Source organism: Hymenobacter ginkgonis, from assembly GCF_009755225.1.
GTDB lineage: Bacteria > Bacteroidota > Bacteroidia > Cytophagales > Hymenobacteraceae > Hymenobacter > Hymenobacter ginkgonis.
In genome coordinates this window covers 1,345,288-1,368,771 of the sequence record NZ_WQKZ01000001.1, presented here as the reverse complement: position 1 = coordinate 1,368,771, position 23,484 = coordinate 1,345,288, and the positions used below count along the sequence as shown (strand labels likewise).

The 23,484-nt window shown below is 56.9% G+C and carries 18 protein-coding genes, 1 tRNA gene and 1 pseudogene; 18 read left to right on the top strand and 2 right to left on the bottom strand.

From position 1 onward, the window contains the following. The first annotated feature begins 1 nt into the window (after window position 1). The 9 genes and pseudogenes from GO988_RS05470 to rplT all read left to right on the top strand — a co-directional run bounded on the left by GO988_RS05470 (window position 2) and on the right by rplT (window position 10,324). Entirely contained in the window at window positions 2-463 is a 462-nt protein-coding gene (locus GO988_RS05470) for a BLUF domain-containing protein (RefSeq protein ID WP_157562497.1), read from the top strand. A 340-nt stretch (window positions 464-803) separates the two neighbouring features. Further along, on the top strand, window positions 804-3,653 hold the full coding sequence (locus tag GO988_RS05465) for a DNA gyrase/topoisomerase IV subunit A (protein WP_232341423.1): 2,850 nt from the start codon (window positions 804-806) through the stop codon (window positions 3,651-3,653). Window positions 3,654-3,681: 28 nt separating this feature from the next. Beyond that, entirely contained in the window at window positions 3,682-4,659 is a 978-nt protein-coding gene (locus tag GO988_RS05460; RefSeq protein WP_157562491.1) for a tetratricopeptide repeat protein, read from the top strand. Window positions 4,660-4,701: 42 nt separating this feature from the next. Next, window positions 4,702-5,868, top strand: a complete 1,167-nt coding sequence (locus GO988_RS05455; protein WP_157562489.1) for a tetratricopeptide repeat protein — start codon at window positions 4,702-4,704, stop codon at window positions 5,866-5,868. Between the two features lie 168 nt (window positions 5,869-6,036). After that, window positions 6,037-6,660 (top strand): response regulator, encoded by a 624-nt coding sequence (locus GO988_RS05450; protein ID WP_198172509.1) that lies wholly within the window; start codon window positions 6,037-6,039, stop codon window positions 6,658-6,660. Between the two features lie 109 nt (window positions 6,661-6,769). Then, on the top strand, window positions 6,770-8,707 hold the full coding sequence (thrS, locus tag GO988_RS05445) for a threonine--tRNA ligase (RefSeq protein ID WP_157562484.1): 1,938 nt from the start codon (window positions 6,770-6,772) through the stop codon (window positions 8,705-8,707). Window positions 8,708-8,973: 266 nt separating this feature from the next. Further along, window positions 8,974-9,534: pseudogene (gene infC / locus GO988_RS05440) on the top strand (translation initiation factor IF-3); the annotation flags it as partial. 180 nt (window positions 9,535-9,714) lie between these two features. After that, window positions 9,715-9,909, top strand: a complete 195-nt coding sequence (gene rpmI, locus GO988_RS05435) for a 50S ribosomal protein L35 (RefSeq protein WP_068333789.1) — start codon at window positions 9,715-9,717, stop codon at window positions 9,907-9,909. Window positions 9,910-9,979: 70 nt separating this feature from the next. After that, window positions 9,980-10,324, top strand: coding sequence for a 50S ribosomal protein L20 (gene rplT / locus GO988_RS05430; RefSeq protein ID WP_157562482.1), 345 nt, complete (start codon window positions 9,980-9,982; stop codon window positions 10,322-10,324). 174 nt (window positions 10,325-10,498) lie between these two features. On the opposite strand, the gene GO988_RS05425 is transcribed toward rplT, so the two are convergent. Then, window positions 10,499-10,572 (bottom strand) — tRNA-Met (locus GO988_RS05425). Window positions 10,573-10,705: 133 nt separating this feature from the next. Between GO988_RS05425 and GO988_RS05420 the strand changes: the two genes are divergently transcribed. The 8 genes from GO988_RS05420 to bshB1 all read left to right on the top strand — a co-directional run bounded on the left by GO988_RS05420 (window position 10,706) and on the right by bshB1 (window position 19,628). Beyond that, a complete protein-coding gene (locus GO988_RS05420) occupies window positions 10,706-11,119 on the top strand; it encodes an START-like domain-containing protein (protein ID WP_232341369.1) in 414 nt (137 codons plus the stop codon). A 61-nt stretch (window positions 11,120-11,180) separates the two neighbouring features. Further along, on the top strand, window positions 11,181-12,638 hold the full coding sequence (locus GO988_RS05415) for an LptF/LptG family permease (protein ID WP_157562480.1): 1,458 nt from the start codon (window positions 11,181-11,183) through the stop codon (window positions 12,636-12,638). 96 nt (window positions 12,639-12,734) lie between these two features. After that, on the top strand, window positions 12,735-13,010 hold the full coding sequence (rpsO, locus tag GO988_RS05410) for a 30S ribosomal protein S15 (RefSeq protein WP_157562478.1): 276 nt from the start codon (window positions 12,735-12,737) through the stop codon (window positions 13,008-13,010). 191 nt (window positions 13,011-13,201) lie between these two features. Beyond that, window positions 13,202-15,340, top strand: coding sequence for a polyribonucleotide nucleotidyltransferase (gene pnp, locus GO988_RS05405; RefSeq protein WP_157562476.1), 2,139 nt, complete (start codon window positions 13,202-13,204; stop codon window positions 15,338-15,340). A gap of 209 nt (window positions 15,341-15,549) precedes the next feature. After that, a complete protein-coding gene (locus tag GO988_RS05400) occupies window positions 15,550-16,413 on the top strand; it encodes a sigma-70 family RNA polymerase sigma factor (RefSeq protein WP_144842942.1) in 864 nt (287 codons plus the stop codon). A gap of 151 nt (window positions 16,414-16,564) precedes the next feature. Then, on the top strand, window positions 16,565-17,494 hold the full coding sequence (gene trxB, locus GO988_RS05395; RefSeq protein ID WP_157562473.1) for a thioredoxin-disulfide reductase: 930 nt from the start codon (window positions 16,565-16,567) through the stop codon (window positions 17,492-17,494). A 199-nt stretch (window positions 17,495-17,693) separates the two neighbouring features. Further along, on the top strand, window positions 17,694-18,719 hold the full coding sequence (locus GO988_RS24555) for a peptidoglycan DD-metalloendopeptidase family protein (RefSeq protein WP_317164793.1): 1,026 nt from the start codon (window positions 17,694-17,696) through the stop codon (window positions 18,717-18,719). Between the two features lie 183 nt (window positions 18,720-18,902). Further along, entirely contained in the window at window positions 18,903-19,628 is a 726-nt protein-coding gene (gene bshB1, locus GO988_RS05385; RefSeq protein WP_157562471.1) for a bacillithiol biosynthesis deacetylase BshB1, read from the top strand. A gap of 113 nt (window positions 19,629-19,741) precedes the next feature. Here the strand turns inward: bshB1 and GO988_RS05380 are convergent, their stop codons facing one another. After that, window positions 19,742-20,752 (bottom strand): amidohydrolase family protein, encoded by a 1,011-nt coding sequence (locus GO988_RS05380; RefSeq protein ID WP_157562470.1) that lies wholly within the window; start codon window positions 20,750-20,752, stop codon window positions 19,742-19,744. Window positions 20,753-20,941: 189 nt separating this feature from the next. Between GO988_RS05380 and galB the strand changes: the two genes are divergently transcribed. Next, window positions 20,942-23,416 (top strand): beta-galactosidase GalB, encoded by a 2,475-nt coding sequence (gene galB / locus GO988_RS05375; RefSeq protein ID WP_157562469.1) that lies wholly within the window; start codon window positions 20,942-20,944, stop codon window positions 23,414-23,416. Window positions 23,417-23,484: the final 68 nt, after the last annotated feature.

Here is a 23,484-nt window from a genome sequence, read left to right as displayed (position 1 = left end):
CATGCAGCTTCATCACCTCATATACGAAAGCCGGGCTACTCATCCTTTTACGGAAGCCGAGCTAGCGGATTTACTACGCCAAGCGCGCGCGCACAACGAGGCAAATGGCCTCACCGGCCTACTGCTTTATGCGCAGGACGGCCGTTTTGTGCAGGTGCTGGAAGGCGCAGTAGATGCCATCCACAACCTCTACTTCCTGCACATTGCCCGCGACCCGCGCCACCACCGCTTGCAACTGCTGGCCGATGGTACCCTCAACCATCGCCGCTTCGGCGATTGGCGCATGGGCTACCGCCCCGCTACCCCCGAAGCGCTGGTGGAGCTAACCGGGCATTTTAGCACTGCCGATGCTACATTCTTGCTGCCGGTGTTGCCCAATTTACCAAGCCCGCTGCTCGATAAACTGCTCGATTATGTGCAGTATACTACTGCTAATCCGGTGTTGGAGGAAGCTGCCGGTTAGCCTTATCCAAACCTTGCCTACCTTGCCCTCATCCGCCCGCCGGATGGGGGCTTTTGTTTGGGTGTGTTATTCATTTGCCAGTCAGATTAGTGGCGGGGTTTTGCGGGCTGGCTAATATTATTGGGAACTTTCTGGGGAGGCCAAGCTTTTTAAAAAAGGCGTTTTGCCCCATTTTTACGGTACTTTTGACGGCTGATTGCCGATTATTACGTTTTCTCCCGTGGCTCTTTTTGATACTCCTGCTTCCGACGCTTCCGAACCTGACTACTTGCAGCCCGGCGATTCGCTGGATTTTGACCTCGGTAGCGGCGTCAATTCGACGCTAGATGCGGCGGCCGAAATGCCAACCGTTGAAGTTGATGCCGAGGCCCTGCAAGCGGTCACGGCCACGCTATTTGGAGTTGAAGCCGAAGACAGTGACGATGCCGACCTAGCGGAAGAGACGGTAGAAACAGAGCCCGACTCGCCCGTTGAGGTGGAGGAAGATGATGCCAAATTTGCGCCGGGCGAGGTTATTCACGACGTGAATAACGTGCGGGGCATGTACCAGAACTGGTTTCTGGATTACGCTAGCTACGTGATTTTGGAGCGCGCCGTGCCCGCCGTGGAGGATGGCCTCAAGCCCGTGCAGCGCCGCATCTTGCACGCCATGAAGGAGATGGACGATGGCCGCTTCAACAAAGTAGCCAACGTCATCGGCCAAACCATGCAGTACCACCCGCACGGCGATGCCAGCATTGGCGATGCCATGGTAAACCTGGGCCAGAAAGACCTGCTCATCGAAACGCAGGGCAACTGGGGCGACGTGCGCACCGGCGACTCGGCCGCCGCGCCGCGCTACATCGAGGCTCGCCTCTCGAAGTTTGCCCTCGAAGTCGTGTTCAACCCCGACATCACGGAGTGGCAGATGAGCTACGACGGCCGCAAGCGCGAGCCCACCACGCTACCCGTCAAGTTTCCCTTGTTGCTGGCGCAGGGGGTAGAGGGCATTGCCGTGGGCCTGAGCACCAAGATTATGCCGCACAACTTTCGTGAGTTGTGCCAGGCAAGTATCTCCGTGCTGCGCAACCGCGAGTTTCAACTCTTTCCCGACTTTCCGACCGGTGGCCTGGCCGACATCAGCAATTACCAGAACGGGCAGCGCGGCGGCCGCATCCGGCTGCGGGCCACGATTGAAAAGGTCGATAAGACGCTGCTCGTCATCCGCGACATTCCGTACGGCACCACCACTACGGCGCTCATGGAGAGCATCGTAAAGGCTAGTGAAGCCAATAAAATCAAGATTAAGAAGGTAGTAGACAATACGGCCGCCGACGTCGAGATTCAGGTGCAGCTACCTCCCGGTATCAGCCCCGACCTCACGATTGACGCGCTCTACGCCTTCACGGACTGCGAAATTTCGATTTCACCTAACACCTGCGTCATCATCGACGACAAGCCGCGCTTTGTGGGGGTAGAAGAAATGCTGCGCCTGAGCACCGGCAAAACCGTGCGCCTGCTGGAGCGCGAACTCGAAATCAGGCAGGATGAGCTGCAAGAAAAGTGGCATTCGGCTTCTCTGGAAAAGATTTTCATCGAAAACCGCATTTACCGCAAAATTGAGGAGTGTGAAACCTGGGAGCAGATTCTGGAAACCATCGACGCTGGCCTCAAGAAATTTGTGCGGGTAGAAGGGGAGAAGCTGAAAAAGGATGACACGCGCCTAGTGCTGCGCCGCCCCATCAACGAAGACGACCTCACGCGCCTGACCGAAATTCGCATCAAGCGCATCTCGAAATACGATGGTTTTAAGGCCGAAGAATACATTCAAAAGCTCGATGCCGAGCTGGCCGAAGTAGCCGACAACCTGGCTAACCTCACGCGCTATGCCATCAATTACTTTGAAGGCTTGCTGAAAAAGTATGGGGTAGGGCGCGAGCGCAAAACGCAGCTACGCACCTTCGATGTAGTTACGGCTCAAAAAGTTGCGGTAGCCAACCAGAAGCTCTACGTGAACTACCAGGACGGCTTCGTGGGCTACGGCTTAAAGAAGGACGAGCAAGCCAAAGCGGTGGCCGACTGCTCGGACTTGGACGACGTGATTGCCATTCGGCGTGATGGCACATTTGTGGTATGGCGCATCGCCGAGAAGACCTTCGTGGGCAAGGACATCCTGCACGTGGGTGTGTACAACAAGAACGACGACCGGCTGGTGTACAACATGGTGTACGTGGATGGCGCTAGTGGCATCAGCTTCGCCAAGCGCTTCTTGGTCACGGGTATTACCCGCGACAAAAGCTACGACCTCACCAAGGGCACCAAGGGCACGAAAGTGTTATATCTCACGGCCAACCCAAACTCGGAAAGCGAAACGGTTACCATTCAACTCTCCGACAAGGCGCCGGCCCGGGTCAAGCAGTTTGAATTTGACTTTGCCGAGCTAGCCATCAAGGGCAAAGGCTCGATGGGCAACATCGTGACCAAGCAGCCGATTAAGAAAATCACCCAGAAGTCGGTGGGCGACAGTACACTGGGCGGCCGGGAGGTATTCTTCGACAACGTAGTGGGCCGCCTCAACCATGCTGGCCACGGCCGCTACCTAGGCGCCTTCGACACCGAGCACTTGGTGCTGGTAGTGTACAAAGACGGCACTTATGAACTGAAGTCGCCGAGCCCAACGCTGCACTTCGACGTGCCCAACATCGTGCTGCTGCGTAAGCTGGAACCCGACACCGTGGTGAGCGCCGTGTACGTAGATGGCGAAACCAAGCTGCACTACGTCAAGCGTTTCCACATCGAAACCACCACGCTCGACAAGCCTTTTACCTTTATTGCCGAAACCAAGGGTTCGAAGCTACTGGCCGCTACGGCCTTTGCGGAGCCCGAAGTGGAAGTGAAGCTGCAACGCGATAAAAAGGCCGACAAGGAAACCGAAACCATCCGCCTCGACCAGTTTATCGAGGTAAAAGGCTGGAAGGCAATGGGCAACAAGCTTAACTACTTCAAAATCCACGCCCTCACGCTGCTCACGGATGAAGGCCCTGAGCCCGCGCGCCGCGAAGCCAAGCGGCGCGGTGCAGCGGCTACCCCCGCCCAGCCGGAGGAGGCCGTTGTGGCGGAAACGCCCCCGATGGTAGACGTGACGGACGAGGAAGTAGCGCAGTCGCAAGCGCTATTGCGTCGGCCCAAAGCGCAACTAGGTCTTTTTTAGCTGCCGATGTTTTACTAATTCATCACCCATGCCCGCGCTGCGCCCCCCGCTTAAGCCATTGCTGCTGACGCTGGCCCTGGCTGGCGCGGGCTGCGGCATGGCACGGGCTCAGCAAACAACTACCTCGCAGCCCTCGCCCCCGGCTACGCCGGATGCCGCCGCGCCTACCCCCCAACAAAAAGCTAAGGCTTCGCCTGCGCCTGACTCGGTGGCCCTGCGCGTGCACCTGCGCCAAGCCGCTACGCTCCAAAGCAAGTACAAAGACTCGGAGGCGCTGGCCGAGTACCAGGTAGCCCTCAAGCTAAACCCGCAGCACTACGAAAGCCTGTGGCGCGCCGCCGTGCTGAGTGTGAGCATCGGCAATCGCTACTCCGACGAGACCCGTAAGAGCGCCTACTTTGCCGCCGCCCACCAGTACGCCGACCGGGCGCTGGCCATTCAGCCCGAAGGCGGTGAAAGCAATTATGCCATGGCCTTGGCTCTATTTAGCGAGGCTGGGTTGATGACCGCCCGCAGCCGTTTAGCCATTTTCAAGCAACTGCGTTCGCACGTGTACCTAGCCGCCGAGCGCCGCCCCGACATGCCCGAAGCTTGGCAATTGCTGGGCCGCTGGTACTACCGCGTGGCACACTACAACGTGTTAGAAAAAGCTTTTTCGCGGGTTGTGCTGGGCGGCTACCCCCAGGGCGCAAGCTCAAAAAAAGCAATGGAAGCCCTCGAAAAGGCCCGCCAGCTCGACCCCACCCGGATTCAGTACTACTACGACTTAGCCCGGATGTACAAGTACCAAGGGCGCCGGCGCCGCGCCATTGCCGTGCTGCAAGAAGCCATTAAGCTGCCCACCTACACTAGCGAGGACTTGACTGTAAACCGCCTCTGCCAGCAACTACTACCCCCCCTGGTGCGGGCCGCCGCCCGGCGCGACCGCTTGCACGCCCGTTGGTATAGCCAGCTGAAAATGGATAGCAGTAAGCCGCCATCGGCAAAAGAAAACGGTACGGACTAATCTGGTTTGGCTTACTTTTAAAAGAAATTGAAGCTGCTCCCCATGGCTGCGTCTGTATTTACCAAGCTCATGCGCCGCTGGCTCCTTGGCTCTTTGCCGCTGCTGGCTGCTTGCCACGCTACCCCGCCCGAGCGGCCCGACACCTTTGTAAACCTGGCGACCGTGCAAAGCGGCCCCCGCGTGCAGGCCGATGAGCTAGACGGCGCCATTCGCCAGCAGCCGCAGAATACGGCGTTGCTGGCCCGCCGCGCTACCCTGCGCCTGGCTGCCGGCCAGCCCACCGCCGCCCTGCGCGATGTTGAGGCAGCACTGGAAATTGATGACCAAGAGGGCGAGCTGTACTTTTTGCAGGCGCGGGCGCTGCGCGCGCTGGGGCGCCTACCCCAGGCGCTGGCCGCCGCCCGCCAGGCAGCTGACAAAGGCTTTAACTCGCCCGAACTGCCGTTGCTGGAAGGCGAAACTCACCTTGCTGCTCGGCAGTACGATGCCGCGCTCGAGAGCCTCGACCGCACCCTGCGCCTCGACCCTAATCAGCCCGCCGCCCTCTTTTACAAAGGGCTGGCGTACGCCGCCACCGCCGATACGGCACAGGCCCTCGACTACTTGCAGGCGGCACGGGCGCGCGACCCGCATCAGCCCGAAATCCTGCACCAGTTGGCTTTCCTGCTTAATGCCTACCGCGTGCCGGCTGAAGCGGCCACTTATGCCACCCAGGGCCTGCGCCTCGATTCGACTTCGGGCGCGCTAGCCTACGATTATGGCCGCCAACTAGAGCTGCTTGGCCGCCCCGACAGCGCCTTGCGCTACTACCGACGCGCCCTGCGCCTCGACACCACGCAGTATCGGGCCGACTACCGCCTGGCCCTAGCAGCCGGTACGCAGGGGCGCCGCCCGGCCGTTCTCATTCCGCATTTGCAGCGGGCTTTACGCCGCAACCCGCGCCTGCCCCAGGCGCGGGCTCTGCTTGCCGAAGCGCTCGAAGCCCAGCAGCGCCTGCCTGAGGCGCTCGCCCAGTATCGCCTGCTCGTGGCCGAAAACCCTGGCAACCAACACTGGACCTATAAAGCCTGGAAAACCAGCGGCCAGGTACAAGCCCTGCTGCTCGACAGTCTGCGCACTTCACCGCGCTACTACTACCACCGGCCTGCCCCAGCCACCCGGCCCGTAGAGGCCGTGCGCCCGCTTCCCATGCGGCCCCTGGGGCAGTAGCCGCGAGTGTGCATTGCTTATGAAGTCTGCTTGCTTGGCGTGTTTAATTGATTATGGTGCTCGCTAACTGCGCTAATAGCCCTCTTAATCAAAAAAATAACGCAGTAGTTTACTTGCGTGAGCTGGCCTGGGTGGTAGCTTGCAGGTTCGTTGTCAGTGCCAGCCCCCGTGCCCATTCAGCTTGCTATTATTGAAGACCAACCCATCGTTCGCAAGGTGCTCAGCACATACTTTTGCGAACAACCCGAATTCATTTGTGGGCTGGTAACTAGCTCAGTAGAGGAATTATTAGCTGCCTTAGCCAATGGGGCTGCTCCGCCCCGGCTGGTGCTTTCTGACATCAACCTGCCGGGCGGCCGGTCGGGCATTGCGGGTATTGCCCTCATTCGCGAGCAAGTACCCCAGGCTGATGTAGTGCTGCTCACTATCTACCAAGAACCCGAGTTGGTATTTCAGGCCTTGTGTGCTGGCGCAGTGGGTTACTTGCTCAAAACTACCCCGTTGCCGGGTATCAAGCAGGCGTTGCTCGATGTACTAAGTGGGGGGGCACCCATGTCGCCGGCCGTGGCCCGGCACGTCGTGCGCTACTTCCGGCCAGCCGAGCCTCAAACTGCGCTCACTGCCCGCGAGCAGCAGGTCGTCGAAGGTATTGAGCAGGGCCTGAGCTACAAGCAGATTGCCGAGCACCTAGGCGTGTCGCTCAACACGGTGCGGGCCCACATCCGCGCCGTGTACGAAAAGCTGCAAGTCAACTCTAAATCGGCCCTCATGAAGCGCACTTGGACGAAATAAGCCGCAGGCTTAGCACGCCAAGTGGGGGTAGGAGCAGGCCCCACTTCTTTCTTCCTCATGCGCCGAAGCGTAACTTGCACCTGCTTTGCGCTCATCGCAGGCACTAGTTATGCTCCACATTACCCTCCCCGATGGCTCCGTCCGCCAGGTCGAGCCCGGCACGACTGGCTACGACCTCGCCGCCAGCATCAGCGAAGGCCTGGCTCGCAATGCCTTGGCCGTAAAAGTAAACGGCGAAATTCGCGACCTGCACCGTCCCCTCACCGAAGACGCTGCCCTCGAAATCCTGACCTGGAATGACGCGGGCGGCAAGTCAACCTACTGGCACTCCTCGGCTCACCTCATGGCTGAGGCGCTCGAAGCACTCTATCCCGGCGTAAAGCTAGCTATTGGCCCGGCCGTCGAAAATGGCTTCTACTACGACGTGGACCTCGGCGAAGGCCGTACCATCAGCTCCGACGACTTTCCTGCCATCGAGAAAAAAATGCTCGAGCTGGCCAAAAATAAAAGCCGTTACGAGCGTCGCGAAGTTCCGAAGGCCGAAGCCATTGCGTACTTCACCGAAAAGCAAGACCCCTACAAGCTGGAGCTGATTGATGGCCTCGAAGACGGCCAAATCACGTTCTACACGCAGGGTAATTTTACCGACCTCTGCCGCGGGCCGCACATCCCCGATACCAGCACCATCAAGGCCGCCAAACTCATGAACGTGGCGGGCGCCTACTGGCGCGGCGACGAAAAAAATAAGCAACTGACGCGCCTCTACGGCATCACCTTCCCTAAAGCCAAGGAGCTCACCGAATACCTTGAACGCCTCGAGGAAGCCAAGCGCCGCGACCACCGCAAGCTGGGTAAGGAGTTGGAGCTGTTTGCCTTTTCAGAGCGGGTAGGCGCGGGCCTACCACTCTGGCTACCTAAGGGCACGGCCCTGCGCGAGCGCTTAGAGCAATTCCTGCGCAAAGCCCAAGTAAAGGCTGGCTACCAACCGGTTGTGACGCCCCACATCGGTTCTAAAGAGCTGTACGTAACCAGCGGGCACTACGAGAAGTACGGCGCTGATTCGTTTCAGCCCATCAAGACGCCGAACCCCGGTGAGGAGTTTTTCCTCAAGCCGATGAACTGCCCGCACCACTGCGAAATCTACCGCACCAAGCCGCGCTCCTACCGCGACTTGCCAGTGCGTCTAGCCGAGTTTGGCACTGTGTACCGCTACGAGCAATCGGGCGAGCTGCACGGCCTCACCCGCGTGCGCGGCTTCACCCAAGACGATGCCCATATCTTCTGCCGCCCCGACCAAGTGAAGGAGGAATTCCAGAAGGTAATCGACTTGGTGCTCTACGTATTTAAGGCACTAGGTTTTGTCGATTTCACAGCGCAGATTTCGCTCCGCGACCCCGACAACAAAGCCAAATACATCGGTACCGACGAAAATTGGGCCCTGGCCGAAAGCGCTATCCAAGAAGCTACCGCCGAAAAAGGCCTCACCACGGTAACCGAGTTGGGCGAAGCGGCCTTCTACGGCCCCAAGCTCGACTTCATGGTACGCGATGCCCTAGGCCGCCGCTGGCAGCTCGGCACCATCCAAGTAGACTACAACCTGCCCGAGCGCTTTGACCTGGAGTACGTAGCGCCCGACAACACCAAACAACGTCCGGTGATGATTCACCGCGCCCCCTTTGGTTCTTTGGAGCGCTTTGTGGCCGTACTCATCGAGCACACAGCCGGTAACTTCCCGCTGTGGCTCTCGCCCGAGCAGTTTACGGTGCTGCCCATCTCGGATAAGTTTGCCGACTACGCCTACGAAGTCAAAGCTCGCCTCGAAGCTGCTGACCTGCGCGGCACCGTTGATGCCCGCGACGAGCGCATTGGCCGCAAAATTCGCGATGCCGAATTGGCTAAAACGCCTTACTTATTGGTAGTTGGCGAAAAAGAAGCGCAGGATGGCCTCATCAGTGTGCGCCGTCACGGCGAAGGAGACATTGGCTCGATGCCGATTGATAGCTTCATCCAAAGCGTCAATACTCAAGTGGCCGAAGCAATGGGGTAGGAGGGCCCAGTTTCTACGGCTTTACCCCCTTCATGCATAACAAGCGAGCCGGCTGTCAACAAAAGTTGTGGGCCGGCTCGCCTTATTTGCGAGGGGTAGTAAGCTTCAGAGAGAGCCCTTTAAAGCTTTCTGTATCGCTTACTTGGCAAATGATTTTGATTTGCCAATAAAATAACCGATATTTGCCCCCCGAACGCGTGGTCAAAACCTGCGTGTTCAACCCAACAGACTCATATTCCGCCACTTTTAGCAGGAGGACTTTCGCCATAGCTACCCCGAATCGTCGGTACGTGCCCCGCCAGCAGGTGGAGGAGCCGTTCAAAATCAACCAGAAAATTACCGCCCGCGAGGTTCGTCTCGTCGGCGACAACGTCGAGCAGGGTATTTACCCTACCGACCAGGCGCGCAAAATGGCCCAGGACCAAAACCTGGACTTGGTGGAGATTTCGCCCACTGCCACCCCGCCCGTCTGCCGCGTCATCGACTACTCGAAATTCAAGTACGAGCAGAAGAAAAAGACGCGCGAGCTGAAGGCTAAACAAACTAAAGTTGTCATCAAGGAAATCCGTTTCGGCCCCAATACTGATGACCACGACTTTGAGTTCAAGCTGAAGCATGCCCGCGAATTCCTTAAAGAAGGCGCTAAGATTAAAAGCTATGTGCACTTTGTAGGTCGTAGCATCGTCTTCAAAGAGCGTGGCGAAATCTTGCTACTCAAGTTCGCCCAGGCCTTGGAAGACATTGCCAAAGTAGAGCAGTTGCCTAAGCTTGAAGGCAAGCGGATGTTCCTCTACCTAGCACCTAAAGCTGCTGTTGTAGCTCCCAAGCCTACTCCTAAGCCTGCTAGCGACAAGCCAGCTGCCCCCAAGGAGAATAAGGCTCCCAAAGAAAAAGAAGAGGCTCCGGCCGCTACTGAATAGCTCAACCCCGTTTGTTGATGGCTGCCGTTGCCGACTAAACCAGTCGTTCAGCGTCAGTACCTAACAATCAATAATCAACCACAACCCATGCCCAAAGTAAAAACCAAGTCGGGTGCCAAAAAGCGTTTCAAGCTGACTGGCACTGGCAAAGTGAAGCGTAAGCACGCTTTTAAGTCGCACATTCTGACCAAGAAGAGCACCAAGCGTAAGCGCGCGCTCACCCACAGCGGCCTTGTTAGCTCAGCTGACATGAACCGGGTAAGCCAAATGCTGAATATCTAAATTATCACCAGGCTTCCGGCTTAAGCTTCAGTATTTTATTGAGCGCCGGCTGCCAAAAACAACTTAGGTTATGCCAAGGAGTGTAAACCACGTGGCCTCGCGCCACCGCCGTAAAAAAATAATGCGCCTCGCCAAAGGCTACTATGGCCGGCGCAAGAATGTTTGGACCGTTGCTAAGAACGCCGTAGAAAAGGGCTTGCTCTATGCCTACCGCGACCGCAAGGTGAAAAAGCGCGAATTCCGCGCCCTCTGGATTCAGCGTATTAACGCTGGTGCCCGTGAGCACGGTCTTTCGTATTCGCAATTGATGGGTGGCCTAAAGCGGGCTGGCATCGACCTCAACCGCAAAGTTTTGGCCGACTTGGCCTTGAACCACCCCGCTGCTTTTGCGGGCATCGTTGAGAAAGCGAAGTAATGTAGGCGGAGGCTACTAGTTGCTTCCACCAGTCGACTGAACCTGAAAAGCGCTTGCCCCCATTATGGAGGCAAGCGCTTTGTCGTTTAGGCACAAATAATCTGATTAAAAATCTACTCCGACGGCAGGCTACAAAAAAACCGTTCCAGCCAAGGCCAGAACGGTTTTTCCAAGTAGCGGGGACGAGAGTTGAACTCGTGACCTCAGGGTTATGAATCCTGTGCTCTAACCAACTGAGCTACCCCGCCAAGTCGGTTTGGGAGTGCAAAGGTAGCAAAAAACTGCTTCTTTGCAAATCTCACTGCAAAAAAATGTTGTTCTCTTGCCCGCGGAGCCGCTTTTAACCAGCGGTTGGCTCGGGCTCATCCACCCTATGTACTTATGGCTGTGCCCACTGCCAGCGCCAAGCGGCGCTTCGAGATGGAATACTCGATAAACGCTTCTCCCAAGTTACTGTTTCCCTACATCGCTTCAGCTTCCGGCTTGTCGCAATGGTTCTGTGATGATGTACGCCTCGACCCCGAACATCGCTTCAATATGGTGTGGGACAAGCAGAACCACTACGCTGAGGTGGCTATACAGCGCCCCGGTCGTTCTATTCGCTACGTTTTCCTGGACGAGCATAAACGCCCGCAGCTTGATGCTAACTACTTGGATTTCACACTGGAGTATTCGCGAATTACGGATGAGGTTTTTCTGCGCGTAACAGATTATTCGGACCATACCGACACAAAGGAGCAGCAGGAACTTTGGGAAGGGCTAGTGAGCAAGCTTCGGGAGCAGGTAGGGGGGTAGGCCCTGCGCACTATCGCGCCCTAATTAGCGTTAGCAGCTCAGCTTTAACAGCAGGCTAGGTATGATAAAGAAACTTGACAAGCTTATTCTCAAGGCCTTTGCGGGACCATTTTTGCTCACGTTTGCAGTAGTAGAATTTATTCTGCTTACGCATACGCTGCTGAAATACCTCGATGATATCGTGGGCAAAGACTTGGGGGCGGCTGTGCTGCTCCAATTGCTGTTTTATTTCAGCATTCTCATTGTGCCCATCTCGCTGCCGCTGGCCGTGCTGCTGTCCTCGTTGATGACATATGGCAACCTAGGCGAGCACCACGAATTAACGGCCATCAAAGCATCGGGGGTAGCGCTGACGCGGATTTTGCGGCCGGTGTGGATAGTGAGCATGTTACTGGCTGGGGCCGCATTTTGGTTTAATGGTCACATCGTGCCTAAGGCCAACCTTAACGCGTACAGCCTTCTGTGGGATGTGCGTCAGAAAAAACTGGCTTTGGACATCCGAGAAGGCGTTTTCTACAACGGTATTCCCGGTTACACTATTAAGGTTGATAAGAAAGTAGGTCCTAATAAAGATATCCTCATGGGTATCATGATTTATGACCACACGCAGAAATCAGGTAACGCCACCGTGATGCTGGCCGATTCTGGCCGGATGTTCATGCGTTTTGGGGGCCAATACCTGGGGCTCGAGTTGTTTCGGGGGCACAACTACGTGGAGCAGCCTGACTCGCGCGACCGTTCAGCTGCTTCCTTTATTCGGCAGGCTTTTAAACGTAATATGATAACTTTCTCGTTATCATCGTTTAACATGAATAAAACGAAGCGGGAGCTGTTTCAGCAGAACCGCATGATGCTGAATATCCCGCAACTGTTTCACGGCACCGACTCCATTCAGCGAACACTACGCCGCGAGCGCAACCTATTGCCAGTTCGCCTTGGTGGCTACTATACCTACATGCGCCTCGATACCACGACCCGGGCGCTCAACCGCCGGGTGGCTGCCCTGCAAATTCCGCCATCGCGCCTACCCCCCCTAACCTCGGCGCACGCCGAGCAAGCCCTCAACCGAGCCCGCAACGTAAGCACGTTTATCACTTCTAGCTCGCAGCGGCTTTTCGAGATTGCGCGTGACTCAGCCGAATTCCGCATTGAAGTGTACCGCAAGTACACGCAGTCAGTAGCCGTATTGCTAATGTTTTTGATTGGGGCTCCACTCGGCGCTATTATTAAAAAAGGCGGTTTGGGCGTCCCTATTCTCATTTCCATCCTGTTCTTTATTATTTTCTACGTATTCGATACGATGGGTTCGAAATACGGCCGCGAGTTTGTGCTACCCGTGGGGGTAGGCATGTGGCTGTCTAATCTTATTCTACTGCCAGCGGGCCTATTCTTCCTCTATCAAGCTTACAATGATTCGGGCCTGCTCGAAACTGACTTTTGGCGGCGGCTGGCGCAGCGCCTACCCCGCTTTCCCCGCTTAAGGCAGCTAGCGGCGCCTACCCCAGAGGCAAGCTTGTAATTCCGCTAAAAATCACGTACCTTTGCACCCGCCCCGCGGTGTGGGGTATTCTTTTTCTCATTTTTTTAATCAAAGACGGGTTCTCCCTATCTGCCGATGAAACTCTCGACCGAGGCCAAACAGGCCATCTTCGAAAAGAACAGCCTTCAAAAAGTAAATACCGACACGGGCTCCGCGGAGTCGCAAATCGCCCTGTTTACGCACCGCATCCAGCACCTGACGGAGCACCTGAAGGTGAACAAAAAAGACCACAGCACCCGCTTGGGTCTGCTGAAGCTGGTTGGTAAGCGCCGCCGGATGCTCGACTTCCTACAGCACCGCGAAATCAACCGCTACCGCGCCATTATCAAGGAGTTGGGCATCCGTAAGTAAGCCCATCTGCTGAGAGTAGGGAGCCTTCTAGCGAAGGTTCCCTACTCTTTTTTTTGCCCATTTTCTGCTGCTTCGACATGAGACGTTAGCCAGGTGACCGCTAAAGCTTTATGCTTGCGGGGCTTGTTCTAATCAGGGTTGTACTTCTTCTCATGTCTCCTAATCTAACGTCTCTAGTCTAACCCTCCCAAATGCCCGCTCCCCACGCGATTACTAAAACGCTGGCGCTGCCCGACGGCCGCCAGATTTCAATTGAAACCGGCAAACTCGCCAAATTTGCTGATGGTGCTGTTGTAGTGCGCCTTGGCGACACAATGCTGCTTGCCACGGTGGTATCAGCTCCCAGCCAACGCGAAGGCGTAGATTTTTTGCCTTTATCAGTTGACTATCAAGAAAAATTTGGCTCAGCTGGCAAGATTCCGGGCTCGTTTCAGCGCCGCGAAGGCCGCTTGTCAGACTACGAAATCTTGATTTGTCGCCTCGTTGACCGTATTCTGCGGCCAATGTTCCCTAAGGACTACCACTATGAGGTGCAGGTAATGATTACCCTCATCTCGGCCGATAAAGAAGTGCAACCCGATGCCTTGGCTGCTTTGGCTGCCTCAGCTGCTCTATCAATTTCGGATATCCCATTCGCTGGCCCAATTTCGGAGGTGCGCGTGGCGCGTATCGACGGCCAGTTCCAGATTAATCCTAAAACCAGCGACTTGCAACGCGCCGATATGGACCTCATCGTAGGTGCCACAGCCGACTCGGTAGCCATGGTGGAAGGCGAAATGAACGAAGTAAGCGAGGAGGAAATGGTGGCAGCCATTGCTTTCGGCCACGAAGCCATTAAGGCCCAGGTTCAGTTGCAGAAAGACTTGGCCGAAGCCGTAGGCCGCACGCCAGAGTCAGCACCGCGTGAATATCCGAAATATGAGGAAAACGAGGCGTTGAAAAAGCTTATCCACGAAGGCATCTACCAAGGTGCTTACGAGGTAGCCCGTTCGGGCAACACCAGCAAAGCCGGCCGCAAGGAAGGTTTTACGAGTGTGAAGAAAGCTTTCTTGGATAAGCTAATAGCTGAGCAGCCCGAGCTTGATACCAAGCAGTTCAGCCGCTATTATTCGTCGGCGGAGAAAAAAGCTATCCGCGACATGATGGTGAAGGAGCGCGTGCGCCTCGATGGCCGCCAGCTCACCGAAATTCGGCCTATCTGGTCGGAAATCAACTACTTGCCTGGTGCTCACGGCTCGGCCATCTTCACCCGCGGTGAAACCCAGAGCCTAACTACCGCTACCCTCGGCACGAAGCTCGATGAGCAAATCATCGACCAGCCGCTAACCAAGGGCTATTCGAAGTTCATGCTGCACTATAACTTCCCCGGTTTCTCAACTGGAGAAGTAAAGCCAAACCGTGGGGCTGGTCGCCGCGAAATCGGCCACGGCAACCTGGCTGCTCGCTCGCTCAAGCGCGTCCTACCCCCCGATGAAGAGAACCCCTACACTATCCGTATTGTGTCGGACATCTTAGAGTCGAACGGCTCTAGTTCGATGGCTACCGTTTGCGCCGGTTCATTGGCGCTAATGGATGCTGGCGTAAAAGTGCGTGCCGCCGTGGCGGGTATCGCCATGGGCCTCGTGCAGGATAAGGAAACCGGTGAATATGCTGTACTCTCGGATATCCTAGGCGACGAGGACCACCTCGGCGACATGGATTTCAAGGTAACAGGCACGGAGAAAGGTATCTGCGCTTGCCAGATGGATATCAAAATCCAGGGTTTGAGCAATGAGATTTTGACCGCCGCGCTGCACCAGGCCCGCGAAGGCCGCCTGCATATCCTGCGCGAGATGGCCAAGACTATCGCCGCTCCGGCTGCCGAGTTGAAGGCTCACACTCCGCGTTCGCACAAAATGTTGATTGATAAAGAATTTATCGGTGCCATTATCGGGCCAGGTGGTAAAGTCATTCAGCAGATTCAAAAGGATACTAACGCGACCGTTATCATCGAGGAAAAGGATGAGAAGGGCCACGTGAGCATTTATGCTTCCAACCAGACCGACATGCAGGGCGCCATCGACCGCATTCGGGCTATTGCGGCTCAGCCCGAAGTAGGTGAAACTTACAAAGGCAAAGTGCGCTCGATTCAGCCTTATGGCGCGTTCGTGGAGATTATGCCGGGCAAAGATGGCCTACTGCACATCTCGGAAGTAACCCACGACCGGATTGCCTCGCTTGAAGGCGTGCTGGAAGTAGGGCAGGAGATTGACGTGAAGCTGGTGGACATCGACAAAAAGACTGGCAAATACCGCCTCTCCCGCAAAGTGCTGCTGGAAAAGCCGGCTTAGTTCTAGTAGTGAAGCAGGGGTAGCAAAGTCGCAGGAAAATCGAGACAACGTTTCGAACTTTCTTACGACTTTGCTACCCAATGCTTAATTATCCCAAAAGAACTTTCGCCCGTATAGTCGTGTTGTTTTCCATTGAACCGGCCGGGGCTCGGCCGCCGCGTATGTTTTCCTCTAACTCCTTTACAACTATTTAATTAGCGCCGTTACCGATGAGACAGCTAAAAATCAGCAAGCAGATTACTAACCGCGAAAGCCAGTCGCTGGATAAATACCTCCAGGAGATTGGTAAAGTGGACCTGCTGACGCCCGACGAAGAGGTAACCTTGGCCCAGCGCATCCGCGATGGAGACCAAAAAGCGCTAGAAAAACTGACTAAAGCCAACCTGCGCTTCGTAGTGTCGGTAGCAAAACAGTATCAGAATCAAGGTCTTAGCTTGGGTGACCTCATCAATGAAGGTAACCTAGGTCTTATCAAAGCAGCAAAGCGCTTTGATGAAACTCGAGGCTTTAAATTTATCTCTTACGCTGTTTGGTGGATTCGCCAGAGCATTCTGCAGGCTTTGGCTGAGCAGAGCCGCATTGTGCGTTTGCCCCTAAATCGGGTAGGTTCGTTGAATAAAATCAGCAAATCGTTTTCGGAGCTTGAGCAAAAATTTGAGCGGGAGCCCTCGCCCGAGGAAATTGCTGAAGTACTGGAACTGACTACTTCAGAGGTGGTTGATACCCTGAAAATTTCGGGTCGTCACGTATCGGTAGATGCTCCCTTTGTGCAAGGTGAGGAAAACCGTCTGCTCGACGTACTCGAAAACGAAGACGAAGAAACGCCTGATTCAGGTCTGATGAATGATTCGCTACGCAAAGAAGTGCAGCGGGCTCTTTCTACCTTGACTAAGCGTGAGGCCGACGTGATTACGCTCTATTTTGGGCTGAATGGCGAGGCGGCACTGACGCTCGAAGAGATTGGTGAGAAGTTTAACCTGACTCGCGAGCGGGTGCGTCAGATTAAAGAGAAAGCCATTCGGCGCTTGCGCCATACCTCGCGCTCGAAGGCCCTGAAGCCTTATCTGGGCTAGTTTTTACGTAATTTTGTACAACTCAAAACCCCGACTGTAAGGTTGGGGTTTTTTGTAGACGAAAGCGCGACTTTTGCGAAGGAAACGCGCATTTTTGGTTTAATCTCTTACAGTTTGGAGACGCGAGTTATTGCAATCGCGTTGCTGTTTTATGGAACATATTCATTGCTTGATAATTGGTTCGGGGCCGGCGGGCTATACGGCCGCGATATATGCAGCGCGCGCCGGCTTGAAGCCCGTTATGTACATGGGCTTGCAGCCCGGCGGACAGCTCACCATCACCAATGATGTAGAGAATTTTCCGGGGTACCCTGACGGCGTGATGGGGCCTGAAATGATGGAAGACCTGAAAAAGCAGGCTACGCGCTTTGGCACCGACATCCGCTACGGCATCGCTACGAAAGTTGACTTCTCGGGGCATCCGCACAAAATCACGATTGATGAGACGATTGAGCTAACGGCTGATGCTGTTATCATCGCTACCGGCGCTTCGGCTAAGTGGTTGGGTTTGCCTTCGGAAGCGCGCCTGAATGGCTCGGGGGTATCGGCCTGCGCCGTGTGCGACGGCTTCTTTTACCGGGGTAAGGAAGTGGCCATTGTGGGAGCTGGCGACACGGCGGCTGAAGAAGCTAGCTACCTCGCCAACTTGTGCTCGAAGGTGTACATGCTGGTGCGCAAAGACGCCATGCGCGCTTCAAAAATTATGCAGAAGCGCGTGCTCGACAACCCTAAAATTGAGGTGTTATTCGATACGGCGACCGAAGAAATCCTGGGGGAGCACGGAGTGGAAGGGGTGCGGGTGAAAAATCTGTTAACCCACGAGACGCGTGAGATTGCAATTGACGGGTTCTTTGTGGCTATTGGCCACGAACCTAATTCCAAGATTTTTCAGAATTACTTGCACCACGACGAGCAGGGCTACCTCAAAACCCTACCCGGCACTTCTAAGACGAATGTAGACGGCGTGTTTGCCTGCGGCGATGTGCAGGACTTCACCTACCGGCAAGCCGTGACGGCGGCTGGTAGTGGCTGTATGGCCGCGCTCGATGCCGAGCGCTACCTTGCGGGCCTTGCGGGTTAGCCTGTACTCCGCAGCTAGCCAACGGGCTCGTCGTATTCTTTTAACCTACCCCGCAGCAGTGGCTCGCGCACCGGGCCACTGCTGCCATTTTAGGCTTCATTTGACTTTCCCCAAGCTTTTTTATCGACTGCCTGCGCTACTTCTCCTACTAGCCTGTTGGCTGGGAGCCGGGACGCCCGCGCAGGCGCAACGCCGCAAAGTGCCCGGTCCTAAAGCCAAGGCTGGTACTCCGCGCAGCCGGGATTTTTTCCGCATTCGCACCCCCAAAATGCGCTATGTGCGGCCCGACACCACCACAATTATTGAGACGGAGGAACTGCCAGACGATAGGTCTGACGCCGCCAAGTCTATCTTCAATCCGGCCCGCAAGCTGAGTATTGTGAGCGAAGACACGACCACCCTTAATGAGGGCGGCCAAGAAATTGTGGAGATGTCGGACGAAGTGCTTATTGACTCGTCGTGGGTGAAAGTGGCGGGCTATTATGCCATCTGGGATACGCACAATATCAATCCCTACCGGGTAGATGGCCGCCGCATTCGCGATACACTCACGTTGAAGCTCACGGACCCCGCGCGGCAGCACTTTTCCCGCATGCCACTGGGCAAAACGCCTATTACCTCCGGCTTTACGTTTCGGTGGGGCCGCTGGCACTTTGGCGTTGATTTGGACCTGGATACTGGTGACTCGGTACGAGCGGTGTTCGATGGCGTTATCCGCATTAGTAAGTGGGATGGCGGTGGCTACGGCAATTACCTGCTTGTGCGCCACTACAATGGCCTCGAGACCCTCTACGGACACTTGAGCAAGCCACTGGTGCCGGTGGGCACGTTTGTGAAAGCCGGGCAGGTGATTGGCTTGGGGGGTAGTACGGGGCGTAGCACGGGCTCGCATTTGCACTTTGAAGTGCGCTACGAGGGCAACCCCATCAATCCGACCTACGTGTATGACTTTCCTGATTATAAGCTGCGTGGGGATACCTTCACTATCACTTCGGCACTCTTCAGTTACTACAACCGAGCGGTGCAGCGCAGCCGCCGGGGTAGTAGTTCTAGCCATAATAACGAGCCCACGGCGGCGCGGCGCGTAGCCACCCATAAAGTGCGTTCGGGCGATACCCTCTCCGAAATTGCCGACCGCTACGGGGTGCGCGTAAGCACACTTAAGAAGCTGAATCCGGGGTTGCGCAACACGCTGCAGCCCGGCAAAAAGCTGCGAGTTAAATAAACCACGGATTAACGGGGATTTTAGCGGATTTCACAAATTTTGTGGACGGCTTATTTTCTATTGAACTGAAGAGACAAGAGGTAATTGAACGGCCAATTACTGAGGTATGAAATAAAGGCGAAAAAACAGGGGGTAATCGCCCACTAAATCCGTGAAATCCGCTAAAATTTCCGTTAATCCGTGATGAAGTTAGATGTTTTGGCCCTGGGTGCTCACCCCGATGACGTGGAAATGTCGTGCTCCGGTACGCTGCTGGCGGCTGTGGCCATTGGCAAAAAAGTGGGCATCGTCGATTTTACGCGCGGCGAACTGGGTACGCGTGGCACGCCGGAGATTCGAGCGGCCGAAGCGGTGGCGGCCGGCCAGATTTTGCAGCTTAGCGTCCGCGAGAATCTGGGCCTACCCGACGGTTTTTTTAAGAATGACCGTGAACACCAATTGCCGCTCATTGCTGCCATTCGGCGCTATCAGCCCGAAGTGGTGTTGTGCAATGCCATCAGCGACCGGCACCCCGACCACGGGCGTGGCGCGCAGCTGGCCACCGAAGCTTGCTTCTTGAGTGGTTTGCGCATGATAGAAACGCTGGGCAAGGATGGGCAGCCGCAAGCCGCCTGGCGGCCCAAGCACGTGTACCACTACATCCAAGACCGGCAGATTCCGGCCGACTTTGTGGTGGACATCACGCCGCACTGGGCTGGTAAATGGGCTTCTATCAACGCCTACGGCACGCAGTTCTTCAACGCCAATGCCGACCCCACGGCGCCGGCTACCTACCTCTCAGGCCAAACTTTTGCGCACTTTATGGAGGCCCGCGCCCGCGAGTTTGGCCACCTCATCGGGGCCGAGTTTGGCGAAGGCTTCACGGTGGAGCGGCCGATAGGTGTGCGCGAGATTGGCGATTTGATTTAGATTTTAGCTTCAGCAATTGGCCACAACCAATCGAACGAGCTCCCTCGGGCTGAACTAGCTAGTTCAGCCCGAGGGAGCTCGTTCGATTTAGCAGGGGTAGGGGCTTGCGCGTTTTATAGCCCCAGCAGCTGGTCGGCATTGTGGTAGGCCAGCTTGGCGATGTCGGCGGGGGGCAGCTGCAAGTTGGCCAGGAACTCATGGCCGGGCTTGTTGGGCGCGTAGGGATAATCGACGGAAAATAGTACGTTATCTAGCCCAAAGGTGGCCAGCGCGGCCTCTAGCGGCGGGCGCGTAAAGATGCCGCTGGTGGTGATGTACACTTGGTCGCGCAGGGTCTGGCTGATGCTGCGGGGCAGCTGGGTCTGGTCGGCGGCGATGGTCATGTCGGCGCGGGCCATCATCACGGGCAACATTTCGCCCATGTGGCCGATGATGAGCCGGAGGCGCGGGTACTTTTCGAGGGTGCCGCTCAGTACGAGGCGCAGCACATGGATAGCCGTTTCGGCGTGCCAGCCGAAACCAGCCATGCTCAGGCGCTCGCCTAGGCCGTGGGGCAGGTTGTCGTAGTACACGGCCCGCACGGGGGCAGGCGGCACGCCGGGGTGCAGGTATAGCGGCACGTTTAGCTCCTCGGCGCGGGCCAGCAGCGACGCAAACTGCGGGTCGTCGAGAAACAGGCTATTGGTGGTGCCATTAATCATGGCGCCCAGAAATTGGTAGTCGCGCACGGTGCGCGCTAGCTCGTCGGCGGCTGCCTCGGGGTTGGTCATGGGCAGGTGAGCAAACCCCCGGAAGCGGTCGGGGTACTTTGCGATGGCCGCGGCCAGCCGGTCGTTGTACTCGCGGGCGAAGGTCGGGCCTTCGTCGGGGGGTAGGAGCTCGGCGCCCGGCCCCGATATCGACAACACCTGCATGGTGATGCCGGCCTCGTCCATAAGACGCAGGCGTTCGGGGCCTACTTCGGCCAGTTGGCCTTCGTACTCGGCCACCGGCGAGTGAGGGTCTTGCTTCGAGGGCCAGCCGGCCCGCTGCCGCACGGCCGCCGGAATCCGGTTGGCCATATCGGGGTAAGAAACGTGTTCTTCGAGCGCTATAATGCGCCGCGGGAGAGGTTGGTTTGGCATAGCTAAGGAAAGTGGAAAAGGAGCTTGACCCAACGCAGATACTCGGCTTGAGTTTAGTTCAGCTTACTTCGGCGATAGGCCGCCATTGGGGCCGTATGCCGGTGCGGGGCCCCCAATCGGCCCTAACTTGCCGACCGAAAACGGCCCGCTGCCGCTGCCTTCGCGGCAATTTCCCCCTCTTTTCTTGCTATGCCTTCTCCCAAATACTTAACCCTCTTGCTACTAGCGGCTGGCCTGCAAGCCTCCGCGCAGGGCCGCCACGAATACTTGCTCGATACGGGTTGGAAATTTACCAAAGGCGACGTGCCTAATGCCGCTGCGCCCACCTTCAACGATGCCAAATGGCAGGCAGTGCGCGTGCCGCACGACTGGGCCATCAGCGGGCCGTTTGATGGCAACAACGACTTGCAATCAGTTAAGATTGAGCAGAATGGTGAAAAGGCGGCCTCCCTCAAGGCCGGGCGCACGGGCGGGCTGCCCTTCATTGGCACGGGCTGGTACCGGCGGCGGCTCTCGGTGCCGCAGCAGGGGGTAGGGCAGCGGGTGGCGCTGCTCTTTGATGGGGCCATGAGCGATGCGCACGTCTTTATTAATGGCAAAGAAGTGGGCTTCTGGCCCTACGGCTACAACTCGTTTTACTTCGACATTACGTCCTTTCTAAAGCCGGCCGGCGACAACGTGCTGGCCGTGCGCCTGCAAAACCAGCCCGAAGCCTCGCGCTGGTACCCCGGCGCCGGCCTCTACCGCAACGTACACTTGCTGGTGACCGACGACGTGCACATCCCCGTGTGGGGCACCTACCTCACTACTCCCACCATCACGGCCGAGCTGGCCAAGGTCAGCCTCAAAACCAAGGTCGAAACGCCTAGCGGTGCCTTCCAGCCGCTGCGCTTGGTGACTGAAATCCGCGACGCGGCCGGGCAAGTAGTAGCCACGACCAACACCACGCTGGCTGCCACCGACGGCCTCGAATTCGACCAAAACCTGGTGGTGCCGCAGCCCAAGCTGTGGTCGCCCGAAACGCCGGTGCTCTACACGGCTTCCTCGAAGCTCTACGCCGGCGACGTGCTGAAGGACACGTATAGCACGCGGTTTGGCATTCGGTCCTTTAAGTTTGAAGCGGGCAAGGGCTTCTCGCTCAATGGGCAGCCGCGCAAGTTTAAGGGCGTGTGCAACCACCACGACTTGGGCCCGCTGGGCGCCGCCGTGAACGTGGCCGCGCTGCGCCGCCAGCTTACCCTGCTGAAGGATTTGGGCTGCGACGCCATCCGCACCTCGCACAACATGCCGGCACCCGAGCTGGTGAGCCTCGCCGATGAGATGGGTTTTATGCTCATGTGCGAGTCGTTTGACGAGTGGAAAACGCCCAAAGTCAAGAACGGCTACAGCCAGTATTTCGACCAGTGGGCCGAGAAGGATTTGACCAACCTCGTGCGCCGCGATCGCAACCACCCGTCGGTGATAATGTGGAGCATTGGCAACGAAGTGCCCGACCAGGGCGCGCCCGGCGGCAACAAGATTCTCAAGCGCCTGCAAGACCTGGTGCACCGCGAAGACCCTACCCGCCCCGTGACGATGGGCATGGACCAGTTCGACTCCGACATCAAAAACAACTTTGCCTCGGTGCTCGATATTCCGGGTTTCAATTACAAGCCCCACCGCTACGCCGAGGCCAACGGCAAGCTGCCGCAGGGCTTCTTGCTGGGCTCCGAAACGGCCTCCACCGTTAGCTCGCGGGGCGTGTATAAGTTTCCGGCCGAGCAGGTTAAAGAGAAGAAATACGACGACAACCAAACGTCGTCGTACGACTTGGAGGCGTGCAGCTGGTCGCAGATTCCGGACGATGAGTTTGTTATGCAGGACGACCTGCCCTACGTAGCCGGCGAGTTTGTGTGGACCGGTTTCGACTACCTCGGCGAGCCTACCCCCTACGATGCCAAGTGGCCCTCGCACAGCTCGTACTTCGGCATTATCGACCTGGCCGGCATGCCCAAGGACCGCTACTACTTGTACCGCGCGCGCTGGAATACCACCCAAGCTACCCTGCACCTGCTGCCCCATTGGACGTGGCCCGGCCGCGAAGGCCAAACCACGCCCGTGTACTGCTACACGAATTATCCGTCGGCTGAGCTGTTTATCAACGGCAAAAGCCAGGGCCGTCAAACCAAGAGCAACGCCACCAACCTCACCCGCTACCGCCTGATGTGGCCCGAGGCGAAGTATGAGCCCGGCACCCTCAAAGTAGTGGCCTACGACGCCGCCGGCAAGCAAGTAGCCACCGAAGAAGTGCACACCGCCGGCAAGCCCGACCACCTGCGCTTGGTAGCCGACCCAGCCGCCTTCACCGCCGACGGCCAGGACCTGGCCTACGTGACGGTGCGCGTCGAAGACGCCCAGGGCAACCTCTGCCCCGATGCCGCCCAAGAAGTGCAGTTCAGCGTGAAAGGCCAGGGCACCTTCCACGCCGTGGCCAACGGCGATGCCACCAACCTGGAGTCGTTTCAAAAGCCGCAGATGCGAGCCTTTCATGGGCAGCTCGTGGCCCTTGTGCAGGCGTCGGGCCAGGCAGGTACGGTGCAGCTAACAGCCAGCGGCAAAGGGCTGAAGAGTGGCCAACTGACGCTGAAAACGACCGCTGCGCCGAAAGAAACTGCGGCTCGCTAAGCATGTCTAGATTTTATTAAAAACTCGAAAAAGCGCTTTAAGCAACAGATAAGTGCTTTCTGAAGGGG

What these genes read in the sequence shown, in the direction of transcription:
- GO988_RS05470 (WP_157562497.1), top strand. Translation starts at nt 2, where the DNA reads ATGCAGCTTCATCACCTCATATACGAAAGCCGGGCTACTCATCCTTTT.
- GO988_RS05465 (WP_232341423.1), top strand. Translation starts at nt 804, where the DNA reads ATGCCAACCGTTGAAGTTGATGCCGAGGCCCTGCAAGCGGTCACGGCC.
- GO988_RS05460 (WP_157562491.1), top strand. Translation starts at nt 3,682, where the DNA reads ATGCCCGCGCTGCGCCCCCCGCTTAAGCCATTGCTGCTGACGCTGGCC.
- GO988_RS05455 (WP_157562489.1), top strand. Translation starts at nt 4,702, where the DNA reads ATGGCTGCGTCTGTATTTACCAAGCTCATGCGCCGCTGGCTCCTTGGC.
- thrS (WP_157562484.1), top strand. Translation starts at nt 6,770, where the DNA reads ATGCTCCACATTACCCTCCCCGATGGCTCCGTCCGCCAGGTCGAGCCC.
- rpmI (WP_068333789.1), top strand. Translation starts at nt 9,715, where the DNA reads ATGCCCAAAGTAAAAACCAAGTCGGGTGCCAAAAAGCGTTTCAAGCTG.
- rplT (WP_157562482.1), top strand. Translation starts at nt 9,980, where the DNA reads ATGCCAAGGAGTGTAAACCACGTGGCCTCGCGCCACCGCCGTAAAAAA.
- GO988_RS05420 (WP_232341369.1), top strand. Translation starts at nt 10,706, where the DNA reads ATGGCTGTGCCCACTGCCAGCGCCAAGCGGCGCTTCGAGATGGAATAC.
- GO988_RS05415 (WP_157562480.1), top strand. Translation starts at nt 11,181, where the DNA reads ATGATAAAGAAACTTGACAAGCTTATTCTCAAGGCCTTTGCGGGACCA.
- rpsO (WP_157562478.1), top strand. Translation starts at nt 12,735, where the DNA reads ATGAAACTCTCGACCGAGGCCAAACAGGCCATCTTCGAAAAGAACAGC.
- pnp (WP_157562476.1), top strand. Translation starts at nt 13,202, where the DNA reads ATGCCCGCTCCCCACGCGATTACTAAAACGCTGGCGCTGCCCGACGGC.
- GO988_RS05400 (WP_144842942.1), top strand. Translation starts at nt 15,550, where the DNA reads ATGAGACAGCTAAAAATCAGCAAGCAGATTACTAACCGCGAAAGCCAG.
- trxB (WP_157562473.1), top strand. Translation starts at nt 16,565, where the DNA reads ATGGAACATATTCATTGCTTGATAATTGGTTCGGGGCCGGCGGGCTAT.
- bshB1 (WP_157562471.1), top strand. Translation starts at nt 18,903, where the DNA reads ATGAAGTTAGATGTTTTGGCCCTGGGTGCTCACCCCGATGACGTGGAA.
- GO988_RS05380 (WP_157562470.1), bottom strand. Translation starts at nt 20,752, where the DNA reads ATGCCAAACCAACCTCTCCCGCGGCGCATTATAGCGCTCGAAGAACAC.
- galB (WP_157562469.1), top strand. Translation starts at nt 20,942, where the DNA reads ATGCCTTCTCCCAAATACTTAACCCTCTTGCTACTAGCGGCTGGCCTG.